Source organism: Streptomyces endocoffeicus, from assembly GCF_016741935.1.
GTDB classification, from domain to species: Bacteria; Actinomycetota; Actinomycetes; order Streptomycetales; family Streptomycetaceae; genus Streptomyces; species Streptomyces endocoffeicus.
This window is the reverse complement of record NZ_JAERRG010000192.1, coordinates 1-691: the sequence shown is the minus strand read 5'-3', so window position 1 is coordinate 691 and position 691 is coordinate 1. Positions and strand designations below refer to the sequence as shown.

General features: G+C 63.0%; 1 protein-coding gene. It reads right to left on the bottom strand.

Annotation, left to right across the window (positions count from 1 at the left end; all coding sequences use genetic code 11):
• A partial coding sequence (locus JK364_RS54535) for an AMP-binding protein (RefSeq protein WP_307841738.1) occupies window positions 1–673 on the bottom strand: 673 nt, incomplete at its 3' end.
• Between the last annotated feature and the right edge of the window lie 18 nt (window positions 674–691).

Sequence of the window (691 nt, the reverse complement as noted above, 5' to 3'; positions counted from 1 at the left end):
CCGTCACCACCGCCTGCCCCACCCCCGGATGAGCACACAACACCGCCTCCACCTCACCCGGCTCAATACGAAAACCACGCACCTTCAACTGCGCATCCCCACGACCCACAAACTCCAGCACACCCTCCCCGGTCCACCGCCCCAAATCCCCCGTCCGATACATCCGACCACCCGACCCACCAAACGGATCCGCCACAAACCGCTCCGCACTCAACCCCGCACGACCGAAATACCCCCGCCCAATCTCCCCCGCCACATACAACTCACCCACCACACCACACGGCACCGGAACCAACCCCGACCCCAACACATACACCCGCATATTCCCCAACGGCACACCCACCGGAACACTCCCCACCCCCGAAAAACCACCCACCCCCACACAATGCACCGACGCATAAAAACTCTCCGACTGCCCATACGCATTAACCACCCGCACACCCGGAATCGCCTCCCGCACCCGCCCCACCAACGAACCCGACAACGCCTCCCCCGCAAACACCACCGCCCCCACATCAACCTTCCCCGCCACCTGATCCAACAACTCCGCGAACACCGACGGAACCGTGCTGATCACCCCACCCGACCAGCCACCACGCTCCCCCACCACCAACACATCACGCACCACCTCCACACAACCACCCGCACACAACGTCGTCACGATCTCGAACACCGACACATCAAAATTCAC